This window comes from Rhodococcus sp. MSC1_016 (assembly GCF_023667485.2).
Lineage (GTDB): Bacteria > Actinomycetota > Actinomycetes > Mycobacteriales > Mycobacteriaceae > Rhodococcus_F > Rhodococcus_F oxybenzonivorans.
Genome location: NZ_JAMOZI020000001.1, coordinates 133,038 through 152,346 on the forward strand (window position 1 = coordinate 133,038; position 19,309 = coordinate 152,346).

Below are 19,309 nucleotides of genomic sequence, written 5' to 3' on the forward strand. Positions count from 1 at the left end.
CGATTTCATCGCGCAGCACTGACGGTCGCCATGCCGCAGCTGGTCCGGCGCCGAGGCGTTAGTTCGTCGCCGGACCAACACTGCGGGCTGTCTCTTCTCCGTAAAACGTGATCTCCGCCGACGCTCGCGTCGGCGCCTTTATTGCTGCTCAAAAACATTCAGTGCACATAGTTGTGTTGGAAAGTGAAATTTCCCGTCCGCCACCGAGGGCGTGTGGATCAAGTCTGATCTGATCCAGATTATCGATGAGCGTAGCGTTGCAAGTCTCAACGTCAGTGGCGGAGCGTAACCTCGGTCCGGTGGCAGTGAACAAGACACGACGACCCCGGGTCGTGATGATGTGCGGGCCAGGTGGTGCCGGCAAGACCACCTACGCCAAGGGCCTGGAGCGCGAGGGCTGGACGCGTTTGTCATTCGAGGTGGAATTCTGGGATCGCGGAATCACGACGATGCCCTCCGCCGAAGTGGTCGCCGAGGTGGCAGCAGACCTGAAGGCGCGCTTGCTGCGCCATGTTGCGGTGGGGAACGATGTCGTGCTCGACTTCGGATTCTGGTTCCGGCGACAACGCGACGAGTTTCGCGCACTGCTCGCACCGCAGGGCATTCTGCCGGAGACTGTTTACATCGCGACGGGTCTCGAGACCATCCTGAGTCGGGTCGGTGACCGACACGGCAGGCGGGCGGACGATTGGCCGCTCACTGAGCAGACGGCGACGGAGTACTTCGAGCGGTTCGAGCCGCCGACGCCCGAGGAGGGGCCGCTCGAGGTGGTCCGCTAGGCCGTGTGAATCAAGTCGGTCTTGATGCAAATCAGCGTGGCGGCGAGGGTGATCGCGGCACGGTAGGCGCGGGCGGGTTTGTCTGAGCGCATCGCAATACCTCGCCATTGCTCGAGCTTGTTAAAGCACCGCTCGACGACGTTGCGGCCCCTGTAGCGCTCCTTATGCTCGTCGCCGAACTCGATCGGTCTGCCCGGCTTCTTCCGGCCGTGCCCGATCTGGTCATCGCGTTCGGGGATCGTCGCGGCGATCTTCCGCTCCCGCAGCCGAGCCCGGTTCTTCTTCGACGGGTAGCCCTTGTCCGCGATCACACGATCGGGACGCTGACGCGGCCGGCAGATCCCGTGATCAAGCGGCTCTTCTCGCAGTTTCTTGTGATTCGACAGAGCCTCCCTGTGTCGCGGCCGAGGGTCGCCCCGTGCTGATGCACGCGCGCGATGGTCGAGTCGATCGACACCGCCCAGTCGAGCTTCCCGGCCGCGTCGGACTGCTTCTGCACCTCGGCGAGAAAGCTTCTCCCAGGTGCCGTCCTCGGCCCAGCGCGCGAAGCGCTCATAGATCGAATTCCACTTCCCGAACCGCTCCGGCACATCCCGCCAGGGCGCACCCGTGCGGTACTTCCAGGACATGCCCTAGACCGCGAGACGATGATCCGTCCACTGTCGCGAACGCCCCACCGGCACCGGCATCAACGGCATCGGCATCAACGGCACCAGAACAGCCCACACCTCGTCTGAGATCTCCTGACGCGTCACGCCATCGAGAACTCGCCGACCACGAGCCCAGAACTCTTGATCAACACGCCCTAGGAAAGAAGCTACCAATGGTTCACAGAGTTTCGAGTCTCACGAAAACCGCAGTTGCCGTCGCAGCGCTTGCAGCCCTTACCTCCACGCCGGGGCCAGAACTCACCGAACAGGGAGGGAAGCAAGCTCAGGTCGCCGCCGATGCCCTTGGGGGTCAAGACTTCGACGGGGTGTACGCCTCGACAATGGTGAGAACACAGCAAACCGCCCAGCCGATGGCGGAAGCAGTGAGCGAGCCGGTCGAGGTGTTCCCGGGGCTCCACGAAATCGAAGCCGGTGACTGAGAAGGCAGGCCGGAGGTGGAGGCCGTGGCCGTCTATGACGTCCCTTTGTACGATTGGCTACAGGGAACCGTGACTCACGTATGCCCGGCTCGGTCGACGGCAACGAATTCGACCAGCGTTTCGACAAGGCCGTCGAACAGATCTACTGAGCGGTGATGCAAACCCCATTGTCTTTGCGCACGGATGGACGCTCACCGACTGGAATGGAAAGCAGATGTCTCAGTAGGTCGAAGACGTCGCCCGGTGTAATTTGAGTATCGGCCCAGGACGCCAGCAGCACGTGCGCCGGTCGGCCAGAATTTCACCTCACCGTGATTGGGTGCTTACTTCGTCATCCGGAGCTGGGATCGATGAAGTGCCGTGCCCGGTGCTACCGAGATTCAGTAGTCCCACGCCAACGACGATGAGCGCTAATCCCGCTATGGCCACACCGGAGAGTGATTCTCGGAAGAAGACCACACCGAGGATTGCCACGATCGTTGTTCCTGCAGCGGCCCAGATTGCGTATCCGACGCTGACCGGGAGCCCGCGGTTGAGGGCCAGGCCGAGCAAAGTGAAGCTGGACACGTAGCCGATCACAACCAGGAGGGAGGGCGGGAGCTTGCTGAAGCCTTCGGACACTTTCAGTGACAGCGTTGCGACGATCTCGCAGACGATGGCTCCGGCGAGCAACACGTAGGCGATCACGCGTCGACCTCCGAAAGCTCACGACGGTCTTGCACCGCTCGGTGCGCGATCCACAGCGCGCCATCGTCGATAGTTGTGTTCGTAGACATGCTTTCCTTGCCGGGACCGCTTACGACGACCCATGTGACGGTTACGCGGATGAATTCAAGGTGTGGTGCCGACACTATCGCCCACAACGTGTCCAGATCTTGCCGGCGGTGTTGCTGATGCGTCCGGTGATTGATCCGACGCCGAAGTCAGATGCAGCGGGCGCTGAGCCCACCGTCGATCGGCAGGAGAACTCCGTTGACGTAGGCGGCGCGGTCGCTCATGAGGAACAACGCGGCGTTGGCGACGTCCCACGGAGTGCCCATCTGTCCGGTCGGGCTGGCGGCATGGCGGGCGGCGAGTTCCTTGTCGAGGTCGACCTCGGGTCCCCTGGCCTGGCGTCCGATCGGAGTGTCGATGAGTCCGGGAAGGATGGCATTCGCTCGGATGCCGCGTTTCGCGTAAGTCAGCGCGAGCGAGATCGTCAGCTGATTCACCGCTGCCTTGCTGGCGTTGTACACCGGGTACACGTATCCCGTGTCACGAATGCTGGCCAACGATGACACGTTGACGATGGAGCCCTTCCCGCGGGCGAGCATGTGGGGCAGGGCGTGGCGGATGGTGAGGTAGCAGCTGGTGGCATTGAGTGCCATTCCCTTGTCCCAGCCGGCCCGATCGAGGTCGACGATTTCGCCTGGAATGGTGACACCGACATTGTTGTGCACCGCCAGCGGCGGCTCCCATTCGGCGGCCATCGCCGAGTAGGCGCGGACCACGTCGTCCTCTGAGGTGACGTCCGCCTGGACGCTGAGTGCCGTCCCGCCTTCGTCGATGATTTGCTGGGTGACGACGTCGGCGGCGTGACCGTCGACATCGATGCAGGCGACCGCCGCACCGGCTCGGGCGAAAGTCAGCGCCGCCGCTTGACCGTTACTCAGGCTGTCGGCGCGGGACCCGGCACCGAATACGGCGACGACGATGCCGTCGAGTTCACCGGCAGCGGCGGACGAGCGACTCGCTTCCTCGTGTCGCGCCGAGCTGCTGCCGGGTGCTTCGGGTGAGACGTGTTGTGACACTGTATTTCTCCTGTGGAATGGAGCGATTACGCGTAGGGACGGAAAATTAGAACCAGCTGTGCAGTCGTGGCTCGCGGCCGAGTTCTGTTGCCATTGATCGGATTTGCCGAATCATGAGACCAATGTCGGACCCTAACGAAACCATACGGAATCCTTGATCGCGTCGAGTAATTGCTTCCTCGGTGCTGCGTGCGACGAGGCCAGCGTGAATGCCGCGTGCTTCGGCCCGCTCTAGGATGTCGAGATTGATCTCCGCGACGCCGGGCCCTTCCCATTCGCCGATAGCCCCGCGGCTCGCAGACATATCTCCGGGACCTAGAAAAATAGCTTCGATCTGGGCGACCGACAAGATCGAGTCAAGATTGTCATAAGCTTCTTGGGTCTCGATCATCGGCAAGAACATAAGTTCGTCGTTGGCAGACTTCACATAGTTTTCCAACTCGAGGCCCCAGGTGACGCTGCGCTCACCGCCGATGCCCCGTCGCCCGATAGGGGGGTAGTAAATGTGCTGTCGGACGGCTTCGACCTCGCCGGCGTTGTTGATGAGCGGAACGATCAACCCGTGGGCGCCTACATCGAGTGCCCGTTTGATCGGTTCGAGGGCTTGGGTGGGGGGTCGCACGAAGACTGACAGTTGGCTACCGCGTGCTGCGGCGAGATGGCCCTGAATGTCTTTGTAATTCAGGTAGCCATGTTCCATGTCGATGCAGATCCAGTCCAAGCCCAGGACTGCAGCAACTTCGGTTACGGCGGCGGCTTCCGAGGTGACCCACATCCCGTAGGCGGTTTCGCTTGCGGCAAGTCTGGCTCGCAGAGCTTTGTTCATGGCCTTCGTCCTGTGAATAGGCTCAGTGTTCGGTGGTCACCGATGTGGGAAGTGCGCAGAATTCGAGCAGTTGTCGATTGAACTCGACTGCCTCGCTGACATGTGGCTGGTGTCCGCTCTGCTCGAAAATCGTGAAGCGGCTGATGGGAATCTGCTTCGCGACCCACTCCATCCCATCCGAATGGTAATAATTCGTGAAGCGAGAGGTCACAACCCAGGTGGGAACAGGAATTCGCGGTAGAACGTCACGCCAATCAGAGACGAAGTGGTTGAGGAAAAGTTTAGACACCGCAGCATGATCGAAGGTCGCCCAAGGTTCTTCCGCCATGGCTGAGCCGGGAGGCAGTGGGGGTTCTTGGTCTTCATTACTCCATTTGATACGGAAATTCACACAGTCATCGGCATTACTCCAGTTCACGCCTTTGACGCCCCAGTGCCAGTGTTCGTCATTGATGATCTTCGGCGACTGATCAATGTAGACAAAGCGCTCGATCCGATCAGAGCCGGAGATCATGAACATCGCGAGCGATACCGACACTCCCATGGAATGCCCCACCAGAGTCACCTGATCGAGATCCAGCGCCGAAATCAATTCGCGGACGTCCTGACCCATACGTGCGATCGTTTGTCCGTGCGGCGGTTTCTGGGAGTCGCCGTGACCCCTCAGGTCGAGTGCTATCACTCGATGGTCGGCATCCAACAGTGCCTGACGCTGATACTCCCAGTGTCCTCGTCGACAGCCGTAACCATGTAGGAAGAGGAAGGTGCGGCCGACACCTTCATCGTCGTAGATCAATTCAACATCGTCGGACGTAACGAACGACAATCCCTGTCCTGACACCTGTCCTCCTTCGGAGGGATTGAGACGAACGGGCGAATGCACTCTGCTCCGATGTCGTGGAGTACGAACCTCAGTCACGGTGTAGCTATATGTTCAGCAGTCCTGCAGCGACGAATCCGCCGTCGACTGGCGGGGTATGCCCGGTGATATAGCCGGCGTGTTCTGAAGTGAGAAACCCAACGGCGAAAGCGACTAACGCAGATGCGACTTGTTCCGCGCCCGTCATATCGCGGTCGGCGACAATGATGTGGTGCCCTTTGCCTGCGAGAACTTCTGCGCACGCAGCACCGATTCCGGAGCGCGCACCCGTGATGACCGCTACGCGGGTATCCATTGTTTCTCCATCTGGAGCCGTCAGACGGTCTCGGTGATCGGCCGGTCGACCCAGCTCATCAAATCGCGCAGCTTCTTGCCGGTGACCTCGATCGGGTGCTCGGCGTTGGCCTTGCGCAGGCCCTCGAGCTCGGTGTTGCCGTTCTCGACATTCGCGACGAGGCGGCGGGTGAACTCACCGGACTGGATGTCGGCGAGGATCGCCTTCATGCGCTCCTTGGTGCCGGCGTCGATGACGCGCGGACCCGACACGTAGCCGCCGAACTCCGCGGTGTCGGACACCGAGTAGTCGTGCGGGCGATGCCGCCCTCGTACATGAGGTCGACGATGAGCTTGAGCTCGTGCAGCACCTCGAAGTACGCCATCTCGGGCGCGTAGCCGGCCTCGACCATGACCTCGAAACCGGTCTTGACCAGTTCCTCGGTGCCACCGCACAGCACTGCCTGCTCGCCGAAGAGGTCGGTCTCGGTCTCTTCCTTGAACGTGGTCTCGAGGACGCCGGCGCGGGTGCCGCCGATGGCCTTGGCGTAGGACAGCGCGAGCGCCTGGCCCTCACCCTTGGGGTCCTGGTCGATCGCGATGAGCGCGGGAACACCCTTGCCGTCGACGAACTGACGGCGAACCAGGTGGCCGGGTCCCTTCGGGGCGACCATGCCGACCGTGACGAACTCCGGGGCCTTGATCAGGTCGAAGTGAATGTTGAGGCCGTGTCCGAAGAACAGCGCGTCGCCGTCCTTCAGGTTGGGCTCGATGTCGTTCGTGAAGATCGACGCCTGAGCGGTGTCGGGTGCGAGCACCATGATCACGTCGGCCCACTCGGACACCTCTGCCGGCGTGCCGACCGTCAGGCCCTGCTCCTCAGCCTTGGCGCGCGACTTCGAGCCTTCCTTCAGACCGATGCGGACATCGACGCCCGAATCGCGCAGGCTCAGCGAGTGCGCGTGGCCCTGGCTTCCGTATCCGATCACAGCGACCTTACGGCCCTGGATGATCGACAGATCGGCATCGTCGTCGTAGAACATCTCGACTGTCATCTTGCTGGTTTCCACGATGGACACTGTGCTGCTTTCTCTCACTGTGGTGTGGAGCGGTCCGATGGGACCGATCCCTTGTTGGAAATGGTGGGGTATCAGGGGTGGTCAGCCGGACACTTCGACGATCCGAAACCGCTCAGTCGCTGAGCATTCCGGCGGCGAGGAAACCGCCGTCGACAGGAACGACGTGGCCGTTGATGTAGGCCGCTGCCTCCGAGGCGAGGAAGCCGACGGCCGCGGCCACCTCGTCGGGGGTGCCGTAGCGGTGTGCGGGGACGTGGTTGTTGTACGCCTCGCGCATCGCTTCGGTGTGCACTTCACGCGAGAGTGGCGTTTCGATCGGGCCGGGGGCCACGGCGTTGGCGGTGATGCCGCGGGGGGCGAGTTCGACGGCCATCTGCTTGGTCAGAGCGATGAGCGCGGCCTTCGAGACTCCGTAGGCGGTGCGTCCGGTACCGGCCCGGATCCCGCTGGTGGACGCAATGTTGATGATGCGTCCCCACTCGTGGTCGAGCATCAGCCGGGCAGCGTGCTGGCCGCACCGGAATGCTCCGGTAACGTTGATGTTCAAGGTGGCCAGCCAGTGATCGTCGGGGTAGTCGACGAACGGGTAGGTGCGGGCGATGCCGGCATTGTTGACCAGGATGTCACAGCGCCCGTAGGTGTCGGTAAGCCAGGCGAATCCCTGGGCGATCGATTCGCTGTCGCCGACGTCGAGACGGAGGGCTTCGGCGACGGTGCCGCGGTCTGTCAGTGTCTTCGCGAGCTGGTTGGCGGCCTCGTAGTTGAGATCGCCCAGGATCACGTGATTGCTCTGAGCGGCAAGGTGTTCGGCGATTGCCGCGCCGATGCCGGCGGCGGCTCCGGTGACTAGCGCGATGCGGTTGGTCATTGCCTATCTCTGTTCTGTGTGAGGTCGGCGGTCTGGGGAAGGGTTAGAGCGACTGCTCGAGTGCCTGGGAGCGGGTGCGGCGCGCATCGACCACCATGACGACCGCAGCGGCGACGAGAATGCCGACACCGACGATCCAGAATCCGGATGCGGTGTTGCCTTCGGTGGCGACCAGGCCGATGATCAGGGGTCCTACGAGCCCGCCGAAGTTGCCGCACAGGTTCACGAATCCCACCGAGGCTCCAGCCTGATTACGGGGCACGATTTGCATCACCCATGTCCACCACAAGGCCAGGGCCGCGTAGATCGAGCCGGCAGACAGCACGAGCATCGCAAAACTGAACGCCACTCCCAGATCGATGAAGTGCTGGGCGAGCATCCCTGTTCCACTGAGTCCGATACACGGGGCGATGAAGTAGCCCAGCGAGCGGCCGGTGGCGACAGCGGTCTTGGTGACGAAATACATTGCGACGGTTCCGCAAAGGAAGGGGATGGCGGTGAGCAATCCGACCATTAGCGATCCTTCGCCGGTGAGGTCACCGATGACCGTGGGCAACCACAATGTGAGCGCATAGATACCCATTGCCCAGAAGAAGTACACCAGCGCCAACAGCCACACGGTCGGGCGGGCGAATACCTGCAGCAAGGTCGATTCGTCGGTGGTTTCCACCGTGCGGGTGGCGATGATGTAGTCGCGTTCCTCCGCGCGCAGGTGAGGATTGTCCTCGGGGCGCTCGGTGACTGCGACGTGCAGCCAGATGGCGACGAGGATCGCCGGGATGGCTTGGATGATGAACATCGCACGCCAACCCGCGAGGTCGATCAGCCAGCCCGACAGCGGTGCCATCACCGCGGCCGACAGCGGCACCGTGTACATGGTCAAGGCAACCGCGAGTCCGCGTTCACGAGAGGGAAACCAGCTGATGAACATCACCGCGAATGCGGGGAAGATTGCGCCCTCGGCCAGTCCCAGCACGATGCGGGCAGCCAGGAGCACCGGATAGTTGTGCACGACTCCGGTCAGGCCGGCTGACAGGCCGATGATCACCATGCAGACCACGATGATGGTCTTGGCGTGGCCCCTGTTCGCCCAGGCCCCGGCAGGCATGCCGCTGAGGACGTATCCCCAGAAGAAAGCCGAGAACACGACACCCATCGCAGCGGCACTGAGCTGAAGTTCTTCCGCCAGGTGAGGGGACGCGACACTGATGTTGGTGCGATCCATGAAGCAGATGAAGTAGGTCACGAACAACGGCACACCCACCCGTGACCAGCGGGCCTGCCGAAAGTCGATCCGGGGTGGCCGTTCATTCACCATCGTCTTCGCCATTGGTTGTGGGTCCTGTCTGTGATCGAAGCGAGAACAGTGCTCGAGCGGGGGGTGGTAACCACAAACGCTGCGGGCTCGTGACCTCGGTCACGATGTTGGAGTAACTGTGAGCCCGCGTGACCCGAGGCGTCAACCAGGTCCACAAAATCCCAGCAAATCGGTCCACATTACGGAATAGTTGACTGAGATCGCCGTCACTCATATCGTGCAATATGTGCTGAGATGCGCTTTCGGCACGCGAAGACATTCCACAGGCTTACTCGAAGGATTCCATAATGCGGAACGATGCCCCGAATTCGGCCGCAGCCGACCGGCAGTCGGCGACAGGAACGCAAAGTGTGCGCCGAGCACTCAACTTGTTATCGATGGTCGCAGGGCACGAACGGATGGGCGGGCTCTCGCTGGCCGAGTTGGCGTCCGAGAGCGGGTTGAGTAAGCCCACGGTGCATCGACTGCTCGCCGAGTTGGTGAGCAGTTGCTATCTCGAGCAGTCCGAGGACCGCCGGTACCGGCTCGGGTCGGAGGCATACATCATCGGCAGCGCCGCCGAGCGCCGGCACGGCCTGCAGCAGCAGGCGTTGGCGTCGGTGGTGCGGCTCGCGCAGGTTTCCGAGGATGCCGCGTTCATCTCGGTGCGCCGCGGAACGCACTCGGTATGCCTGCACCGCGAAGAAGGGACCTGGCCGATCCGCAGCCACGTGCTGCAGGCAGGGGACCGGTATCCGCTAGGCGTCGGTGCGCATGGCATGGCACTGCTTGCTGCGATGTCGCCGCAGGAGGCCTCCGCCGTCACCGCAGCCAATGCGGCAGAGCTCGCGGAGAACTACCCGAACCTGACCCCGGACTGGATTCTCGAGCAGGCCGAACTCGTCCGCCGGCGTGGTGGTGTCGCGGTCAACGAAGGCACCGTGGTTCCCGAGTCGTGGGCCATCGGCATCGCCGTCCCCGACGCCAGTGGCGAACCCGCGATGGCCCTGAGTATCGCGGCCATCAGCTCACGTCTGGGTCCTGACCGGCAGGCGCGGCTGGCGATCCTCCTCAAGGAGGAAGCCGCCCGTCTGGCACCGACTCTGCGCCGCAGCGAAACGCCGGGGCTGCACGCCAAGATCTGAATTTCTTTACAAGTCAGCCATTTTCACACTTTTCGTTGGAGGAAACGCATGACCAGTCGAACATCCATCGTCGGATGGGGGCACTCGAAGTTCGGCAAACTCGAAGACCCCGACGTCACCAGCCTGATCGGCGCGGTGGTCCCGCAAGCGCTCGCGCATGCACAGGTCCCCGCAGACGAGGTCGACGGCCTGTTCGTCGGCGTCTACAACAACGGTTTCTCCGATCAGGACTTCCAGGCCTCGCTGGTCTCGCTCACCAACCCGGAATTCCAGTTCACCCCCGCGATGCGGGTGGAGAACGCGTGTGGGACCGGCAGCGCCGCGGTCTACGCGGCATGCGACTTCATCGATTCGGGCCGCGGCGACGTGGCTGTGGTGATCGGCGCCGAGAAGATGACCGGCGTCGACACCCCACGCGCAGGGGAAATCCTGTTGTCGGGCTGCTACCGTCCCGAGGAGTCGGATGTCTCCGGCGGGTTCGCCGGTGTCTTCGCCGGCATCGCGGGCGCTTACGCCGACCGCTATGGCGATCCCAGTGCTGCCATGGCAGCCATCGCCGCGAAGAACCACCACAACGGCATGACCAACCCCTACGCTCAGCTGCACAAAGACCTCAGCTTCGAATTCTGCAACGAAGTCTCGGACAAGAACCCTTACGTGGCGGCTCCCCTTCGCCGCACCGACTGCTCGCTGATTTCCGATGGTGCCGTCGCACTGGTGATTACCAGCGCCGACCGCGCGAGGACCGCACCACGGCGGGTGTCGTTCCGTGCCCGCGCGCACGCGAACGACTTCCTCCCGTTGTCGCGGCGCGATCCGATCGAGTTCGCCGGTGCCCGCCGAGCCTGGAATCAGGCACTCGAACAGGCCGCGACAGCCACCACTGATCTGGACTTCATCGAAACCCACGACTGCTTCACCATCGCCGAACTCATCCAATACGAGGTCTTCGGGCTGGCCGAGCGCGGCCACGGGCACGAGGTGGTCGACGCGGGCCTCGCCCTGCCCGACGGGAAGTTGCCGATCAACAGGTCCGGAGGCCTCAAGGCCAAGGGACACCCGATCGGAGCCACCGGTGTGTCCATGCACGCCATCGCTGCCATGCAGCTCACCGGTGAAGCAGGCACCTTCCAGCTGCCGACCGCGGACCTCGGCGGCATCTTCAACATGGGTGGCACAGCGGTCACCAACTACGCATCCATTCTCGAGAGGTGGTAACCGCCATGACCACAGAGACCGCACCATCGACGGCCCACCGGCAGCGCACCACCAACGTGGCGACGTTCCTCACCCAGACCGCCACCCGGCTTCCCGATCGACCCGCGATCATTCGGGGCGAGCACACCTGGACGTGGTCACAGCTCAACGCACGCGTCAACGCGTTGGCCGCGGCGATGCGAGAGCACGGAGTCGGCCCCGGCTCCAAGGTCTTGCTGCACAGCGCCAACTGCATGGACTCGCTCACCGTCCTCTACGCCACCTGGCGAGTGGGCGCGATCATCGTGCCCACCAACTACAAACTGCTTCCCGACGACGTCGTCCCGTTGGCCCAGCTCGTCGCCCCGGATCTGGTGATCATCCACGCGTCGAGCGACGACCACGCCCGCGCGCTGTCGGACTACGAAATCTGGTCGATCGGCGATGAGGGTGAAACCGGCGAGTTCGCCAGCGCGCACGTGTCACAGATGATCGAGAAGCACACGGGCCGAGGCAATGTCACCATCGACGAACCCGTCTACGTGAACTCGCCGGCGTGGTTCTTCTTCACCTCCGGCACCAGCGGCCGTCCGAAGGCGGCCGTACTCGAGCACGATCAGATGGCATTCGTCGTCACCAACCACATCTGCGATTTGATGCCCAACCTGACCGACCGCGACGCCACGCTCGTGCTGGCGCCGCTCTCGCACGGCGCCGGTGTCCATGCCCTGACTCATGTCGCTCGCGGCGCCGCGGTCGTGCTCACCACCAGCGACACCCTCAACCCCGCCGAGGCCTGGGATCTCATCGACCGGCACTCGGTGTCGACGATGTTCACCGTGCCCACCATCTTGAACAAGCTGGTTCAGACCGCCCCGGCCGATCATGATCCCGATCGCAGCAGCCTGCGCTACGTGGTCTACGCCGGCGCACCGATGTCGTCGCGGGATCAGCGCATCGCCCTCGACACTCTCGGCAAAGTACTCGTGCAGTACTACGGACTGTGCGAGGTCACCGGCAATATCACCGTCCTGCCACCGGAGTTGCACGGCACCACAGCCGAACCCGACGGAATCCCCACTGCCGGTTACGTGCGTACCGGCATGACGATCAGCATCCAGGACGACGACGGCCGCGAACTCGAGCCCGGTCAACGCGGCGAGATCTGCGCCTGCGGGCCAGCGGTGTTCGCTGGTTACCTCAACAACCCGGAGGCGAACGACAAGGCCTTCCGCAACGGCTGGTTCCGGACCGGGGACCTCGGCTATCTCGATCCGACCGGGCTGCTCTACATCACCGGCCGCGCCTCGGACATGTTCATCTCCGGTGGTTCGAACATCGATCCACGCGAGGTCGAAGAGAAACTGCTCAAGCATCCCGATGTCGTCGCAGCCGGTGTCGTCGGTGCACCGGACGACACGTGGGGAGAGGTCGGCTACGCGTTGTGCGTCAGGCGCCCGGACTCGTCGCTGACCGCCGACGAGCTGCTGAGCTGGTGCCGAGAGAACATGGTGCGCTACAAGATTCCGAAGCGGATCGAGTTCGCCACCGTGCTTCCGACCTCGGGTTACGGCAAGGTCACCACGGCCCTGCTCGAGGAGGAATTCCGCAAGCGCAACTCCTGGCCGAGCGAGGCCTGACCATGACAACGTTCACAGACCGAGTGCTGCCCGAGGTTCGCTACCTGACCCAACCCGGGACGCCGCTGCCCCAACGGATCGACGCGTATCCGACCACCCTCCATCCGATCAGCGTCGAACTGCCCGCCGGAACCCCACTGCTGGAAGCGTTGCGGCAGGCCGTATTCGAGCAGGGGTACAGCAGCGCGTTCGGCGAACTGCGGGGCGGGACGTTCACCTCGTTCGACTACTACATCCCGGCGGTCTGCCAGGCCGGCACCAGCGTCGCGACGTTCAGCGACCCGATCACGGGCCGTAGCCCGGCCACGTTCATGCGCGGCGGACTGACGATCGGGTTGCGGGACGGTGAGGTCTTCACCCACTGCCACGCCCAGTTCGTCGACGCCGACGGGATCATGCGCGCCGGACACCTCATCCCGGAGTCGGTTATTGTCGGTGCCGGGGTGACCGCCGACCTGTATGCCAGCCGTGACGTGGCGATGACCGTTCTACCCGACACCGAGATCAACTTTTCGGTGTTCCAGCCACGGCCCGCGGCCCCCACGAAACCGGCGGGCACCGCATCCGGTGGCTTGCGTTCCGTCGTCGCCCGTGTCCACCCCAACATCGACATCATCGAGGCGATCGAGAATCTTGCTGAAGAGCACGGGTTCGAGACCGCGGTGATCCGCGGCAAGATCGGTTCCTTCGTCGGTGCCACCCTGGTCCAGGGCGATCAGCTCGTCAGCGCTCCCGGGCCCGCCGTGGAAGTCATGTACCTCGACGGTGGAATTCGCCGCGATGAAACCGGATCCATCCGAGCCGAACTGACCTGTGCAGCTGCGGCGGTCGACGGAAACGTCTACAGCGGCGCACTCGTCCGGGGACACAATCCCATCGCCATGACCTTCGAACTCGCCCTGTCCGAACCAGCGGAAGCCACCACCCAGTGATTACCGACTCCACTGCGCTCGACCGGCTCATCGACAGCCTCCCTGCACAGATCATCACCACCGATCCCGACGTCGTCGCTACCTACGCCGCCGATCAATCGCAGTTCACCGATCGCGCACTGCCCGTCGCGGTGGCAATGCCTCGGACCACCGAGGAAGTCGCGGCCTGTGTTCGCGTCGCCCACGCCCACGGCGTCGCAATAGTGCCCCGAGGCGCCGGCAGCGGCCTCAGCGGCGGAGCCAACACACCGGCCGACGCGATCGTGCTGAGCCTGCACCGCATGACCGCCATCCGCGAACTCGACACCGACAACCGCATCGTCGTGGTCGAACCGGGCGTCATCACCGCCGAACTCCGCAACTACGTGAGCAAGGCCGGCCTGTATTACCCGCCCGACCCCGGGAGTGTGGAGTTCTGCACGATCGGCGGCAATGTCGCCACCAACGCCGGCGGCATGTGCTGCGTCAAATACGGCGTTACCGGCGATTTCGTCCTTGCGCTCGAATGCGTGCTCGCCGACGGTCGCATCGTGCGAACCGGGCGGCGAACGGTGAAAGGTACCGCCGGCTACGACCTCACCAGCCTTCTCGTCGGATCCGAGGGAACCCTCGCGATCATCACCGAGATCACGCTGCGACTACTCCCGGCTCCGCGCCAGCCTCAGACCCTTGTCGCATCGTTTTCCACCCTCGACGGTGCAGGCAAAGCGGTCAAGGCGATCTCCGGTGCCGGAATCACACCCTCCATGCTGGAAATTCTCGACCGCACCACCGTCAAGGCAGTCGATGACATGACCAAAATGGGTATCGGCGACGATACGGCCGCGCTGCTGCTCATTCAGCATGACGGAGTCGACGCGCCCAACGTGCTCGCTGACATCGAACAGCACTGCACGAGTCACGGCGCCGGCGAGATCGTGGTCAGTTCCGACCCCACCGAAGCGGAAATGCTGCTCGAGGCGCGGCGTCAAGCTCTACCCGCCCTCGAACGGCTCGGTGACTGGTTACTCGACGACGTCTGCGTGCCGTGCTCACGCATCACCGATCTCATCGCGGCGATCGAGCAGATCGCGCAGCAGACCGGACTGACGATCGGAGTATTCGGCCACGCCGGGGACGGCAACCTTCACCCCACCGTCATCTACGACAAGACTGATGCCGTCAGCCGGGATGCCGCGCTGGAAGCGTTCAACGCGATTACCCAGAAGGCCCTCGAGCTGGGAGGAACCATTACCGGTGAACATGGTGTCGGTCGTCTGAAGGCCGGGTGGCTGCGCAGGGAACTCGATCCCGTGAACATCGAGGTCCATCGAGCAGTCAAGCACGCCTTCGATCCCAGTGGAGTTCTCAACCCTGGCGCCGTACTGCACTTCAACGATTGAGAACACCAGACCCGCCCGCCCACGTCGATGCGACATCGACACACCCCGGTGTCGCACCGCCCCAACACTTCACAAGGACATCATGATTCTCAACCTCGATGACGCCCGGACACCCGCCATCGCACCGGATGCCTGGATAGCACCGACCGCCGTCGTGGTCGGTGCCGTCACCATCGGAGCCGAATCCGGAATCTGGTACAACGCCGTGATCCGGGCCGACGACGAAATCGTCACCATCGGATCGGGAACCAACGTGCAGGACGGGTGTGCGATCCACGCCGACCCAGGCAGTCCCGCCACCATCGGTGACGGTGTCTCCATCGGCCACAACGCCACCATCCACGGATGCACGATCAGTGACAATGTCCTCGTCGGAATGGGTGCCGTCATCATGAATGACGCCGAGATAGGTGAGGACAGCCTTGTGGCAGCCGGCGCCCTGGTGCTCGAACGAACCGTCGTGCCACCCCGATCATTGGTCGCTGGAGTACCGGCCAAGGTCCGACGTCCCCTCACCGATGAGGAGGTCGACCACATCCGGGCGAACGCAGCGAATTACAAGACACGCCGCACAACTCACGCGAACGCGAAGTTGCAGTAGCAGTTTTCGGGCTTTGCCGGACCAGTGGCGCGCAGCAGTGATAGGTGCCGGTGACCCGGGTATGACCCGGCGAACCGTGAGCTTGCCGAACCAGGCAGAGTGCATGGCCGATAGGGCGGTGTCGCGGGACTATCGGAATGGCGGTTGAACTAGATCTGGCCGACACGCCGAGTTAGCTTGGCGAGAAGGCAAGGCATCAGACGAAGATTGATCACCAGAAGCTGGCCCAACAACTGTGGCCCTGGCAAAAGCCGAAGGTGTCGAGCTGGTCGGCCCAACGGACTGCTCGACCAGCTCACCGCGAACCCTCTCGAAACCGCACTCGTAGCCGAGATGGACGAGCACCCAAATTCTGGCCGTTCCGGTGATCGGATGAACGAACGTCTCGATCGCGATGCATGAAGCAATTCCTTATCGGACGCGGCCATTACTCGAGCAGATCGCAGGATCACAGGCGAGTAGGTGACAAACGACGCGATAGCCATGGGTGGGCCAGCCACTGGCATCGTGGACCTTCACGCAGACTCTTTCTCTCCCACGATGTCAGCCGAAGATGGCGGAACAGGCAGCCACATGCTCGTCGAACACTTCACCACCACACACTTTCCCGACGACCCGGTCCTGGATGCGGCGTACGCAGCAGCGCTCCTACGACGCACCGCGACCACACCGGACAGCGACGCGCTGGTCCGCCTCTACAACCCGGCGCCCACCCTGTCGTTCGGGCGCCTGGACGCCCTACGCACACAATTCCCCGACGCCGTCGAAGCAGCGCGACGACACGGGTTCACCCCCGTGGTGCGCAGCGCAGGGGGACGCGCCGCCGCATACCACGAGCAGTCGCTCGTCCTGGAAATATTCGCTCCGGACACACAGGGAATGACCGGCGCACGGGCACGCTTCCGTGAACTCACCACCCGGCTCGTCTCAGTGCTCCGGGACCTTGGCATAGACGCTCGGATCGGCGCAGTACCCGGCGAATACTGTCCCGGCGACTGGACCATCAACGGCGCTGCCCGGGTGAAACTCGCCGGCACGGCACAGCGGATCATCTCGGGCGCATGGCTCTTCGGCGCAGAGCTTGTCGTCACCGACCCCGAACCCACACGGGCCGTGCTGACCGATGTCAACGCAGCACTCGACCTGGAATTCGATCCGAGTACCGCGGCGGCACTGGCAGACTTCAACCCGGCAATCTCGCTCGAGAAGGTAAAAATAGCCATCCTCACCGACCTGGGCGCAGCACGCGAAGTCGTGCCCGAGCCCGGTGTCATCGCCGATGCAATCAGTAACCGCGCATCACACGCGCCATGACCAACGCCAATGCCTGTTGCTGTTCGACCGACCGCCGTTTGGGCGGTGCTCGACGCTAGGATCGTTCCACACAGGCAGTACACACGATGCGGTTCGCGTGCGCGGTCGCGGTTTCCTCGGGAGAGTCGGGCAATGGTGGACGAGCAGCGCAAGACGGTCGGCGTCTTGTCGCGAGCATTCGCCATCATCGACGCCGTCGAGTTGCGTCCGATGATCACCAGCGAGCTTGCACGCACAATCGGCCTGTCGAAGTCGACCACCCAACGCCTCGTGGCCGAACTCGCGCACTATGGCTATCTGCGCCGAGATACCGAGGGGCGGTACTGGCTCGGGTATCGCTTCACCGCCGCCGGGATGACCGATATCGCACTTCCCGTCCTGCGGGAGCTGAGCGAGAGCACCGGTGAGTCCTCGCAATTGTGGGTCAAGCGCGGTGACCTGCGCTTGTGCGCCGCCAGTGTCGAATCGTCGAACGAACTGCGGGCCACCATGCCGGTCGGCACCACATTTGCCCTGGCGGAGGGGTCGAGCGGCCATGTGCTGGCCGGCGATTTCGACAACGACCCCGCCGCGCGCCGCCGCGGCTGGTGGCAGACGCTCTCCGAGCGGGTCCCTGGCCTGGGCTCGGTCAGTGCACCGGTACGAGTGCACGGCGAGATCGTCGCGTCGGTGTGCGTGTCGGGACCGGTGCACCGGCTCGGTGACAACCCCGGCGAGCATCTCGGCCCCGCGGCCATCGAGGCTGCTCATCGCATCGAAAAGTCTCTCCACGACGCCTAGCCCCGCGCCACTCGCGCGTCGACGTATTCCTCGTTTCTTGCCCTTTCGCCGTGTGCTGGTCGGTATGCACCGTTGCGTTCTGTGATCTGCCGCACTATGTTTGCCCCATCATTCGGGTCATAGTGGCCCACATAATGGGTCACCATCGCACCGCCGACAAGGATCGGAGCATCATGAACACCGCCACCAAAGGTCCGCTCGATGGCATCACCGTCCTGGAGCTGGGCAACTTCATCGCAGCACCCTTCGCGACTCGGCTGCTGGCCGATTTCGGTGCCGAGGTCATCAAGATCGAACGGCCCGACGGTGGGGACGAGCTGCGCGGGTGGCGTCGCAGCAGGGGCAGCACCTCGATGATGTATCGCACCATCGCCCGCAACAAACGCTCGGTCACACTCGATCTCAAGAGCACCGAGGGACAGCAGCTGGTGCTGGACCTGGCCGCCAAGGTCGATGTCGTGATCGAGAACTTTCGCCCCGGCACGCTCGAACGCTGGAACATCGGGCCCGAACAGTTGCAGGCAGCCAACCCTGACCTTGTGCTGGTCCGGATCTCCGGCTACGGACAGAACGGTCCCTACGCACAGCGCGCCGGATTCGGTGGTGTGGCCGAAGCGTTCGGCGGATTGCGGTATGTGACCGGCTATCCCGATCGTGAGCCGGTGCGTCCGGCTGCGCCGCTTGGTGACACTCTCGCCGGTCTCTACGGTGCGGTCAGCGCGTTGATGATGCTCCTGGCCAAAGCCCGCGGCGGCGACCACACCCGGCCCAAGGTCGCCGATGTCGCACTCTACGAGTCGGTGTTCATGGCGATGGAGTCGCTGACCGCCGACTACGACGCCTACGAAATGGTCCGTGAACGCACCGCCGGCAATCTCCCCGGTGTGGTGCCCAGCGGTTCCTACCCATGTGCCGACGGCTCGGTTCTGATCGCCGGGAATGCCAGCGCGGTGTTCGCCAGGCTGATGAACGCCGTCGGCCGCCCGGACCTGGCGAGTGATCCCGACTTGGTCGACGGCACCAAACGCTACCTTCGGGAAGAAGATCTCGACGAAGCGATCGTGGCATGGACGACGACCAGAACCACCACAGAGGTGGTCTCTGCACTGTCCGACGCCGGTATCCCGGTCAGCGAGGTCTATGACGCCGCCCGCATCGTCTCCGACGAGCACTACCTGGCCCGCGGGATGATCCAGCCGTTCAAGGTCGACGTCGAAGACGGCACACCCGAAGAGGTGCGCTTCCCCGGCGTGGTACCTCAGTTCGACGGCCAGGCCACGGAAGTTGGATGGTTGGGGCCCGATCTCGGTGCCGACACCGAACCGGTACTGGGCCGGATGCTGGGCCTGACCCCCGACCGCCTGAACGCCCTGCGCAAAGCAGGCGTGATCTGACCCGCGGGCATCCGCCCCCTCTGCTCCCTGGTGCAACCACAC

General features: G+C 63.4%; 19 protein-coding genes and 2 pseudogenes. 12 read left to right on the forward strand and 9 right to left on the reverse strand.

The window, feature by feature from the left end; genetic code table 11:
- Positions 1–299: 299 nt before the first annotated feature.
- Positions 300–779 carry an AAA family ATPase gene (locus L1080_RS00610; protein ID WP_250772278.1) on the forward strand — a complete coding sequence of 160 codons (480 nt, stop codon included), beginning with the start codon at positions 300–302 and terminating at the stop codon, positions 777–779.
- On the opposite strand, the gene L1080_RS00615 is transcribed toward L1080_RS00610, so the two are convergent.
- Positions 776–1,408, reverse strand: coding sequence for a transposase (locus tag L1080_RS00615; RefSeq protein ID WP_374434148.1), 633 nt, complete (start codon positions 1,406–1,408; stop codon positions 776–778). The genes L1080_RS00610 and L1080_RS00615 overlap by 4 nt on opposite strands.
- A gap of 194 nt (positions 1,409–1,602) precedes the next feature.
- On the opposite strand from L1080_RS00615, the gene L1080_RS00620 reads away from it, so the two are divergent.
- The gene (locus L1080_RS00620) at positions 1,603–1,869 is read left to right on the forward strand and encodes a histidine phosphatase family protein (RefSeq protein WP_250772276.1); all 267 of its coding nucleotides are present in this window, start codon (positions 1,603–1,605) and stop codon (positions 1,867–1,869) included.
- A gap of 306 nt (positions 1,870–2,175) precedes the next feature.
- Here the strand turns inward: L1080_RS00620 and L1080_RS00625 are convergent, their stop codons facing one another.
- The 8 genes and pseudogenes from L1080_RS00625 to L1080_RS00660 all read right to left on the reverse strand — a co-directional run bounded on the left by L1080_RS00625 (position 2,176) and on the right by L1080_RS00660 (position 8,915).
- The gene (locus L1080_RS00625; protein WP_308202156.1) at positions 2,176–2,556 is read right to left on the reverse strand and encodes a DMT family transporter; all 381 of its coding nucleotides are present in this window, start codon (positions 2,554–2,556) and stop codon (positions 2,176–2,178) included.
- Positions 2,557–2,792: 236 nt separating this feature from the next.
- On the reverse strand, positions 2,793–3,659 hold the full coding sequence (locus L1080_RS00630; RefSeq protein ID WP_250772274.1) for an SDR family NAD(P)-dependent oxidoreductase: 867 nt from the start codon (positions 3,657–3,659) through the stop codon (positions 2,793–2,795).
- A 46-nt stretch (positions 3,660–3,705) separates the two neighbouring features.
- Positions 3,706–4,485: an HpcH/HpaI aldolase family protein gene (locus L1080_RS00635; protein WP_250772272.1), complete on the reverse strand. Its 780-nt coding sequence runs from the start codon at positions 4,483–4,485 to the stop codon at positions 3,706–3,708.
- 22 nt (positions 4,486–4,507) lie between these two features.
- On the reverse strand, positions 4,508–5,326 hold the full coding sequence (locus L1080_RS00640; RefSeq protein ID WP_250772270.1) for an alpha/beta fold hydrolase: 819 nt from the start codon (positions 5,324–5,326) through the stop codon (positions 4,508–4,510).
- Positions 5,327–5,411: 85 nt separating this feature from the next.
- Positions 5,412–5,660: an SDR family NAD(P)-dependent oxidoreductase gene (locus tag L1080_RS00645; protein WP_250772268.1), complete on the reverse strand. Its 249-nt coding sequence runs from the start codon at positions 5,658–5,660 to the stop codon at positions 5,412–5,414.
- A gap of 20 nt (positions 5,661–5,680) precedes the next feature.
- Positions 5,681–6,693: pseudogene (ilvC, locus tag L1080_RS00650) on the reverse strand (ketol-acid reductoisomerase).
- A 136-nt stretch (positions 6,694–6,829) separates the two neighbouring features.
- Positions 6,830–7,585, reverse strand: a complete 756-nt coding sequence (locus tag L1080_RS00655; RefSeq protein WP_250772266.1) for an SDR family NAD(P)-dependent oxidoreductase — start codon at positions 7,583–7,585, stop codon at positions 6,830–6,832.
- A 43-nt stretch (positions 7,586–7,628) separates the two neighbouring features.
- Complete coding sequence (locus L1080_RS00660) at positions 7,629–8,915, reverse strand: MFS transporter (protein WP_250772264.1); 1,287 nt, start codon at positions 8,913–8,915, stop codon at positions 7,629–7,631.
- Positions 8,916–9,190: 275 nt separating this feature from the next.
- Between L1080_RS00660 and L1080_RS00665 the strand changes: the two genes are divergently transcribed.
- The 10 genes and pseudogenes from L1080_RS00665 to L1080_RS00710 all read left to right on the forward strand — a co-directional run bounded on the left by L1080_RS00665 (position 9,191) and on the right by L1080_RS00710 (position 19,267).
- Entirely contained in the window at positions 9,191–10,027 is an 837-nt protein-coding gene (locus L1080_RS00665) for an IclR family transcriptional regulator (RefSeq protein WP_250772261.1), read from the forward strand.
- A gap of 48 nt (positions 10,028–10,075) precedes the next feature.
- Positions 10,076–11,245, forward strand: coding sequence for an acetyl-CoA acetyltransferase (locus L1080_RS00670; RefSeq protein ID WP_250772259.1), 1,170 nt, complete (start codon positions 10,076–10,078; stop codon positions 11,243–11,245).
- A 5-nt stretch (positions 11,246–11,250) separates the two neighbouring features.
- Positions 11,251–12,864, forward strand: a complete 1,614-nt coding sequence (locus tag L1080_RS00675) for an AMP-binding protein (RefSeq protein WP_250772256.1) — start codon at positions 11,251–11,253, stop codon at positions 12,862–12,864.
- Positions 12,865–12,866: 2 nt separating this feature from the next.
- On the forward strand, positions 12,867–13,796 hold the full coding sequence (locus L1080_RS00680; RefSeq protein ID WP_250772253.1) for a PCC domain-containing protein: 930 nt from the start codon (positions 12,867–12,869) through the stop codon (positions 13,794–13,796).
- On the forward strand, positions 13,793–15,178 hold the full coding sequence (locus L1080_RS00685) for an FAD-binding oxidoreductase (protein ID WP_250772251.1): 1,386 nt from the start codon (positions 13,793–13,795) through the stop codon (positions 15,176–15,178). The genes L1080_RS00680 and L1080_RS00685 overlap by 4 nt, the downstream gene beginning before the upstream one ends.
- Positions 15,179–15,260: 82 nt before the next feature.
- Positions 15,261–15,779 carry a gamma carbonic anhydrase family protein gene (locus tag L1080_RS00690; protein WP_250772249.1) on the forward strand — a complete coding sequence of 173 codons (519 nt, stop codon included), beginning with the start codon at positions 15,261–15,263 and terminating at the stop codon, positions 15,777–15,779.
- A 206-nt stretch (positions 15,780–15,985) separates the two neighbouring features.
- Positions 15,986–16,148, forward strand: a pseudogene (locus L1080_RS00695) (IS256 family transposase); the annotation flags it as partial.
- 171 nt (positions 16,149–16,319) lie between these two features.
- The gene (locus tag L1080_RS00700) at positions 16,320–17,093 is read left to right on the forward strand and encodes a lipoate--protein ligase family protein (protein WP_250772247.1); all 774 of its coding nucleotides are present in this window, start codon (positions 16,320–16,322) and stop codon (positions 17,091–17,093) included.
- 132 nt (positions 17,094–17,225) lie between these two features.
- On the forward strand, positions 17,226–17,873 hold the full coding sequence (locus tag L1080_RS00705) for an IclR family transcriptional regulator (protein WP_250772245.1): 648 nt from the start codon (positions 17,226–17,228) through the stop codon (positions 17,871–17,873).
- Positions 17,874–18,046: 173 nt separating this feature from the next.
- Complete coding sequence (locus L1080_RS00710; protein WP_250772243.1) at positions 18,047–19,267, forward strand: CaiB/BaiF CoA transferase family protein; 1,221 nt, start codon at positions 18,047–18,049, stop codon at positions 19,265–19,267.
- The last annotated feature ends 42 nt before the right edge of the window (positions 19,268–19,309 follow it).

Coding starts and splice junctions, on each gene's coding strand:
- L1080_RS00615 (WP_374434148.1), bottom strand. CDS start 1,408: ATGTCCTGGAAGTACCGCACGGGTGCGCCCTGGCGGGATGTGCCGGAG.
- L1080_RS00620 (WP_250772276.1), top strand. CDS start 1,603: ATGGTTCACAGAGTTTCGAGTCTCACGAAAACCGCAGTTGCCGTCGCA.
- L1080_RS00635 (WP_250772272.1), bottom strand. CDS start 4,485: ATGAACAAAGCTCTGCGAGCCAGACTTGCCGCAAGCGAAACCGCCTAC.
- L1080_RS00645 (WP_250772268.1), bottom strand. CDS start 5,660: ATGGATACCCGCGTAGCGGTCATCACGGGTGCGCGCTCCGGAATCGGT.
- L1080_RS00655 (WP_250772266.1), bottom strand. CDS start 7,585: ATGACCAACCGCATCGCGCTAGTCACCGGAGCCGCCGCCGGCATCGGC.
- L1080_RS00660 (WP_250772264.1), bottom strand. CDS start 8,915: ATGGCGAAGACGATGGTGAATGAACGGCCACCCCGGATCGACTTTCGG.
- L1080_RS00665 (WP_250772261.1), top strand. CDS start 9,191: ATGCGGAACGATGCCCCGAATTCGGCCGCAGCCGACCGGCAGTCGGCG.
- L1080_RS00670 (WP_250772259.1), top strand. CDS start 10,076: ATGACCAGTCGAACATCCATCGTCGGATGGGGGCACTCGAAGTTCGGC.
- L1080_RS00675 (WP_250772256.1), top strand. CDS start 11,251: ATGACCACAGAGACCGCACCATCGACGGCCCACCGGCAGCGCACCACC.
- L1080_RS00680 (WP_250772253.1), top strand. CDS start 12,867: ATGACAACGTTCACAGACCGAGTGCTGCCCGAGGTTCGCTACCTGACC.
- L1080_RS00690 (WP_250772249.1), top strand. CDS start 15,261: ATGATTCTCAACCTCGATGACGCCCGGACACCCGCCATCGCACCGGAT.
- L1080_RS00700 (WP_250772247.1), top strand. CDS start 16,320: ATGTCAGCCGAAGATGGCGGAACAGGCAGCCACATGCTCGTCGAACAC.
- L1080_RS00705 (WP_250772245.1), top strand. CDS start 17,226: ATGGTGGACGAGCAGCGCAAGACGGTCGGCGTCTTGTCGCGAGCATTC.
- L1080_RS00710 (WP_250772243.1), top strand. CDS start 18,047: ATGAACACCGCCACCAAAGGTCCGCTCGATGGCATCACCGTCCTGGAG.